At 61.3% G+C, this 6,162-nt stretch carries 6 protein-coding genes; 2 read left to right on the forward strand and 4 right to left on the reverse strand.

The genetic code is table 11. The features are described from left to right. Positions 1-29: 29 nt before the first annotated feature. Positions 30-749 carry a hypothetical protein gene (locus HCZ23_RS06115; protein WP_167600803.1) on the forward strand — a complete coding sequence of 240 codons (720 nt, stop codon included), beginning with the start codon at positions 30-32 and terminating at the stop codon, positions 747-749. Here HCZ23_RS06115 and HCZ23_RS06120 read toward each other — a convergent pair. Both HCZ23_RS06120 and uvrA read right to left on the reverse strand, forming a co-directional pair. Further along, on the reverse strand, positions 721-1,164 hold the full coding sequence (locus HCZ23_RS06120; RefSeq protein ID WP_167600805.1) for an NUDIX hydrolase: 444 nt from the start codon (positions 1,162-1,164) through the stop codon (positions 721-723). The two genes, HCZ23_RS06115 and HCZ23_RS06120, sit on opposite strands and share 29 nt — an antisense overlap. Further along, complete coding sequence (gene uvrA / locus HCZ23_RS06125; RefSeq protein ID WP_167600806.1) at positions 1,161-4,025, reverse strand: excinuclease ABC subunit UvrA; 2,865 nt, start codon at positions 4,023-4,025, stop codon at positions 1,161-1,163. Before uvrA ends, HCZ23_RS06120 begins: the two co-directional genes overlap by 4 nt. A gap of 226 nt (positions 4,026-4,251) precedes the next feature. On the opposite strand from uvrA, the gene HCZ23_RS06130 reads away from it, so the two are divergent. Beyond that, complete coding sequence (locus HCZ23_RS06130; RefSeq protein WP_167600808.1) at positions 4,252-4,614, forward strand: rhodanese-like domain-containing protein; 363 nt, start codon at positions 4,252-4,254, stop codon at positions 4,612-4,614. Between the two features lie 55 nt (positions 4,615-4,669). Here the strand turns inward: HCZ23_RS06130 and HCZ23_RS06135 are convergent, their stop codons facing one another. Beyond that, positions 4,670-5,635, reverse strand: coding sequence for a LysR family transcriptional regulator (locus HCZ23_RS06135; RefSeq protein ID WP_167600809.1), 966 nt, complete (start codon positions 5,633-5,635; stop codon positions 4,670-4,672). Between the two features lie 81 nt (positions 5,636-5,716). Further along, a complete protein-coding gene (locus tag HCZ23_RS06140) occupies positions 5,717-6,070 on the reverse strand; it encodes a hypothetical protein (protein WP_167600810.1) in 354 nt (117 codons plus the stop codon). Positions 6,071-6,162 lie beyond the last annotated feature (92 nt).

Genomic DNA, 6,162 nt, shown 5'->3' on the forward strand with positions numbered 1-6,162 from the left:
GGCGCCGTTTTTCGTTCTAGATCAATCCTATGACCAACACACGCCTGATCGCCCTTCTCCACCTCGCCGCCGCCCTGGCCTTTGCCATCGCAGGCCCTCTTCTGGCACCCGATTTTCGCGGCTACGACCCCGCAGATTTCCCGATCCCGCAAGACAATGCGCCCGTGGGGCCTGCGGGCTATGCGTTTTCGATCTGGGGGGTGATTTACCTGTGGCTCATTGTCTCCGCCGCCGTGGGTCTGAAACGCCATGACGCCCCCGACTGGGCGCCGATGCGCGGCCCCTTGATCATCGCGCTCCTCATAGGCACGCCTTGGCTGAGCGTCGCCGTCGCCAGCCCGATCCTCGCCACCGTGATGATCTTTGCCATGCTGGCCTTTGCGCTCAAAGCCATGAGCCGGGCGCCCGTGCTTGACCCGTGGCTCGCCCGCGCGCCGAATGCGCTCTTTGCAGGCTGGTTGACGGCGGCGTCCTTTGCCTCACTAGGCTATGTCGGCGCGGGCTATGGCATTGTCTTTGGCGCGGTCGGCTGGGCTTATATTTGCCTCATCGGCGCGCTCGCGGTGGCCTATGCGGGCACACGCCTGCGCCCCGACGCGCCGCTTTACCCGCTGGGGACGGCTTGGGCTTTGGTCGCTATCGTGGTGAAAAACTGGGGCTCGGAATGGGGTGTTGCAGGGCTGGCCGGTCTTGGCACGGTTTTGCTTTTGGCGTTTGCCGTCAAAGCGTGGCGACGGCCCGCGCCTTGAGCGCATTTTGGGCCACACGGGTCACATCCGGAGATAGCTCCCGCGTGGTGATCAAAAGATCGTCCAGGCTCATCCAATCCACATCCGCCGCATCGTCGGCGGCCACCGGTTCGCCCGACACATAGGCACAGCGCACCGCCATGAGCAGGAAGTGATAGGCGCCGGAGGCGTCTTCGGGTTCGATCAGCTCGACGTGGTCAATGACCTCACCCGCCTCGGCCACCACGCCGGTCTCTTCACAAAGTTCCCGCACGGCCGCCTCTGTCAGAGCCTCGCCGAATTCCACATGCCCGCCGGGAAAGCCCCAGGTGCCAAGCGCGGGCGCTTTGCCGCGTTGGACCATGAGGAATTTTCCGTCGCGCTCGCAGACCGCGAGCACCGCGAGTTTTGGCGTCCCTGTCGTCGGGGCGGTCATTCTGCCGCCCTCCGGATGGCCGCTTTCTCAAGCATCGGCTTGAGGTAGCGCCCGGTGTGGGACGCCGCGACCTCCGCCACCTCTTCGGGCGTGCCGGTGGCCACGATCTGACCGCCTCCGTCCCCGCCCTCGGGACCGATGTCGATGATGTGGTCGGCGGTTTTGATCACGTCGAGATTGTGTTCGATCACGATCATCGAATTGCCCTGATCGACCAACTCGTGCAGCACGTCCAAAAGCTTCTTCACATCCTCGAAATGCAGCCCCGTGGTCGGCTCGTCGAGGATATAAAGCGTCCGTCCCGTGGAGCGTTTCGCAAGTTCCTTCGACAGCTTCACCCGCTGCGCCTCACCTCCCGAAAGCGTCGTCGCCTGTTGCCCGACCTTGATGTAGCCAAGGCCCACGCGCATCAGCGCATCCATCTTTTCGCGGATTGAGGGCACCGCCTTAAAGAACTCCTGAGCATCCTCGACCGTCATATCAAGAACGTCGGCTATGCTTTTGCCTTTAAACTGAATTTCCAGTGTTTCGCGATTGTAGCGCTTGCCCTTGCAGGTCTCGCATTCGACGTAAACATCGGGAAGGAAGTGCATCTCGATCTTGATCACCCCATCGCCCTGACAGGCCTCGCAGCGCCCGCCTTTGACGTTAAAAGAGAACCGCCCCGGCTTATACCCGCGCGCTTTCGATTCCGGCAGTCCGGCGAACCAGTCGCGGATCGGGGTGAAGGCCCCGGTGTAGGTCGCCGGGTTCGACCGCGGGGTGCGGCCGATGGGGCGCTGGTCGATGTCGATCACCTTGTCGAGATGCTCAAACCCTTTGATGGTTTCACAGGGCGCAGGCGTCTCCCGCGCGCCGTTCAACCGGGTCGCGGCGGTCTTGTAGAGCGTCTCGAGAGTGAGCGTCGATTTGCCCCCGCCCGACACGCCGGAAACGCAGACGAATTTGCCCAGCGGGAAGTCGGCGGTGACCTCCTTGAGGTTGTTGCCGGTGGCTTTCACGACGGTGAGTTTCTTGCCATTGCCCTTGCGGCGCGTGGTCGGCACGGCGATCTCGCGCGTGCCCGACAGGTACTGCCCGGTGAGCGAGGCAGCGTCGCTTTCGATCTCGCTCGGTGTACCCTTCGCCACGACAGCGCCGCCATGCACACCGGCCCCCGGCCCCATGTCAAAAACGTAATCCGCCTCGCGGATCATGTCCTCGTCATGTTCGACCACGATCACCGTGTTGCCCTGATCGCGCAGGTTCTTGAGCGTGCCGATCAACCGATCGTTGTCGCGCTGGTGCAAGCCAATTGAGGGCTCGTCCAAGACGTACAAAACGCCCTGAAGGCCCGAGCCGATCTGGGAGGCCAGACGAATCCGCTGGCTCTCGCCGCCCGACAGCGTGCCCGCGTTGCGCGACATGGTCAGGTATTCGAGACCGACGTTGTTCAAAAAGCCCAAGCGCTCACGGATTTCCTTGACGATGGCCCGCGCGATTTCCTGTTTCTGTGGGCTGAGCGTCTCCATCACCCCGTCGATCCACTGAAACGCCTCCTTGATGGATTTCTCCACCACCTGCCCGACGTGATGCTGGTCGATCTTGACGGCCAGTGCCTCCTCGCGCAGGCGATAGCCGCCGCAATGGCCACAGGGCCGGTTGTTCTGGTAACGCTCGAATTCTTCGCGCACCCAATTGCTGTCGGTCTCGCGATAGCGCCGCTCCATATTGGGGATGACACCCTCAAAACTGCGCTCGATCTCATAGACCCGGCCGCCGTCGTCATAGCGGAATTTGATCTCCTCCTCGCCGGAGCCGTAGAGGAACATCTTCTGCACCTTGGCGGGCAGGTTTTTCCACGGCGTCGAGGGTTTGAATCCGTAATGTTTCGCAAGCGCCTCAATGGTTTGCAGGAAATAGGGCGTCTTGCCTTTGCGCCAAGGCGCAATCGCCCCGTCGGCCACTTTCAACGCCGCATCGGGCACCACGAGGCGTTCATCAAAGAACAGCTCGACACCAAGCCCGTCACAATGCGGACAGGCCCCGAAGGGCGCGTTGAAGGAAAACAGCCGCGGCTCGATTTCCGGGATGGTGAAGCCCGAGACCGGACAGGCGAAATTTTCCGAAAACGTGATGCGCTCCGGCTCGCCCTCTTTCGGTGCGGTTTCCAGAATGGCGATCCCGTCGGCCAGATCCAAAGCGGTGCGCAGGCTGTCCGCCAGACGCGTCTCCAAGCCCTCCCGCACCACGATCCGGTCCACCACCACGTCGATATTGTGGCGGAATTTCTTGTCCAATGTGGGCGGCTCGTCGAGGTCGTAAAACTCCCCGTCCACCTTCACACGCTGAAAGCCCTGCTTCCTAAGCTCCAGAAATTCCTTGCGATATTCGCCTTTCCGGTCGCGCACGATGGGCGCCAGGAGGTATCCCCGTGTGCCCTCCTCCATCCGCATGGTGATATCGACCATGTCCTGCACCTGCTGCGCTTCGATCGGCTCGCCCGTCGCGGGGCTGTAGGGCGTGCCCGCGCGGGCGAACAAAAGGCGCAGGTAGTCGTAAATCTCGGTCACCGTGCCGACGGTCGAGCGCGGGTTCTTCGACGTGGTCTTTTGCTCGATGGAAATCGCCGGGCTGAGACCCGAAATATGATCCACATCCGGCTTGCCCATCATATCGAGAAACTGCCGCGCATAGGCCGAGAGACTTTCGACATAGCGTCGCTGCCCCTCCGCATAAATAGTGTCGAAGGCCAGCGAGGATTTGCCCGAGCCAGACAGCCCGGTGATCACCACCAACTCGTCGCGCGGGATGTCCACATCCACGCCTTTGAGATTGTGTTCGCGCGCACCGCGCACTTCGATCGATTTCAACTCGGCCATCGGGCACCCCACTCGGTTTCTGCCCTCATATCTAGTGGAGAGCTTGCGCCGTTCCAACAGGAAACTGAGAACATAACAAGAACTAGCGGACAGATCGCCCCTTTTTTCACCGATCCCACATTTAGGACAGCCCGCCTGCCCCATTTGGGTGATTTGGTCACAGACGCGCCTCCTGTCGCCACGCTACAAAGGGGCAAACAAGAACAATGACTGCAAAGGTGAACCAATGTTTGGATTGTTTGGCGGCGGCGCTCCGAAAATCTCCGTGGAGGATGTGAAAGCCGGGATGGCGAAGGGCACATTGGTGCTCATCGACGTGCGTGACGGGGTGGAGCTGCATATGTCCGGCACCGCGAAAGGCGCGCTGCATATTCCGTTGCAGGAGCTGAAGGCGAAATGCGATCCGGCCTCGCCCACTTGCCTGCCGGAAATGAAGGACACCAAGACGACGAAGGTGCTCTATTGCGCCTCAGGCGCACGGTCTTCGGGCGGTGTGCGGCTTTTGAAATCTCTGGGCCATGAAGATGTGCAGAACCTTGGCGGGCTGCACAATTGGGTGTCGGGCGGCGGCGAGTTGCACAACGTCTGAGACGTCGTTCAAGCCTCAGATATTAAAACAAAAGCGGCCCTGAAAGGCCGCTTTTTTATTCCGCAATCTCGCTGGCGATGCCTTCGAGTTTTGCCCCGTCCGACCGCGTCGCCGCATTGGCTGAGCTTTCGTCCAGCCCCATGTAAAGCGCGCGCCGCGCCGTGATCCGGTTGGCGATGAACCGCATGAATTCCGTCACCCGCGGCACATGGCGCAGATCGGGATGGGTCAGCACCCAGATCGGAGTATGATCCGACAGCGGAACCCCAGGCACCCGCACCAGTTTCGGATCGCTCGACCCCAAAAGATGCGAAGTCCGCACCATCCCCATGCCTTGACGCGCCAGAGACATGGCCGACACCATATCGTCCGTCTTGATCGCCACGCGCACCGGCGGCAGTTCAGAAAACAGCCCTGCAGGCGTCGAGGCGAACCAGGCGGAAAACCCGATGTAGGGGAGCGCGGTGTCCATATCGCGGCGCTCAAACACATCCTTATAGCGCTCGACGAATTCCGGAGAGGCAAACCACCCTGCCCGCTGCGGCGTGACCATCCGGCCCCAAAGGCTCTCCTCCGGCGCCTGGGTGACCCGTATGGCCACATCCGCCTCGCGCCGGTGCAGGTTCAACACCTCCGTCGCGCCCAGAAGATGCACATCAATCCCCGGATGCAGCGCTTTGAATTCCTTGATGTCTTCGGCAAAATTATCTTCCGCCATCAAGGGCGGAATGGTCACTTTCAGCTCGCCTTCTTCGGTCTCGTCCCGCGCGGCCAAGGCCATATCGAGCGCGACCATCCGCGCCTCGACTTCCTCGGCATGGGAAATGGCGACCTGACCGGCTTCGGTCGGCTGAAGGCCGGACGCAAGCCGCGTGAAGAAACGAACACCAGCGGCATCTTCGGCCTTGGCCAACTGCCGCGACACGGTCGCATGGTTCACGCCCAGCACACGCGCCGCGCCCGAAAGCCCGCCCTCGCGCGCCACGGCGAGAATGTAACGAAGAGAATCCCAATCAGTCATAAGCGTCAGATTACATGACCTACATTTATGCACAAGAGGCGCGCATATAATATCACCCATCACAGATGTTGATAGATCGCCTTAAATGCGCGCCGCCATAACGGCACGATACCGCGGGAAAGTTGCGTTGAGATGAATCGGCACTGTGCCGATCAACAAAGACATCACGACAAGCGGAACGGCCAAAGGCCAGCGGATGCGAAATCCGTGTTCAGGCGCGACCTCCGCCAAGAGCGCCGCCGCCTCTTTCCGCCGGCTGGTTGGCACGGCAATCGGCATACCACCCAAAGCCAACGCCATCTCCGGGCGGATCATATGGGTCTGCGCCCCATGGAGGAACAGCGGAATATCCGTCGCCCCGAACGCTGCCTCAAGAAGCGCGAAATCGGTCGAACCATAGGCACGACCGATCTCGGTGAGAGGCTCCGCCCTCAAATATGCAGCGCCCGGCCATAGGCGGCGAGCACGGATTCATGCATCATTTCCGACATCGTCGGGTGCGGGAAGACCGTGTTCATCAGCTCTTC

The sequence above is a fragment of the Celeribacter sp. HF31 genome (assembly GCF_011806455.1).
Lineage (GTDB): Bacteria > Pseudomonadota > Alphaproteobacteria > Rhodobacterales > Rhodobacteraceae > Celeribacter.

Coding starts and splice junctions, on each gene's coding strand:
- HCZ23_RS06135 (WP_167600809.1), bottom strand. CDS start 5,635: ATGACTGATTGGGATTCTCTTCGTTACATTCTCGCCGTGGCGCGCGAG.
- uvrA (WP_167600806.1), bottom strand. CDS start 4,025: ATGGCCGAGTTGAAATCGATCGAAGTGCGCGGTGCGCGCGAACACAAT.
- HCZ23_RS06130 (WP_167600808.1), top strand. CDS start 4,252: ATGTTTGGATTGTTTGGCGGCGGCGCTCCGAAAATCTCCGTGGAGGAT.
- HCZ23_RS06120 (WP_167600805.1), bottom strand. CDS start 1,164: ATGACCGCCCCGACGACAGGGACGCCAAAACTCGCGGTGCTCGCGGTC.
- HCZ23_RS06115 (WP_167600803.1), top strand. CDS start 30: ATGACCAACACACGCCTGATCGCCCTTCTCCACCTCGCCGCCGCCCTG.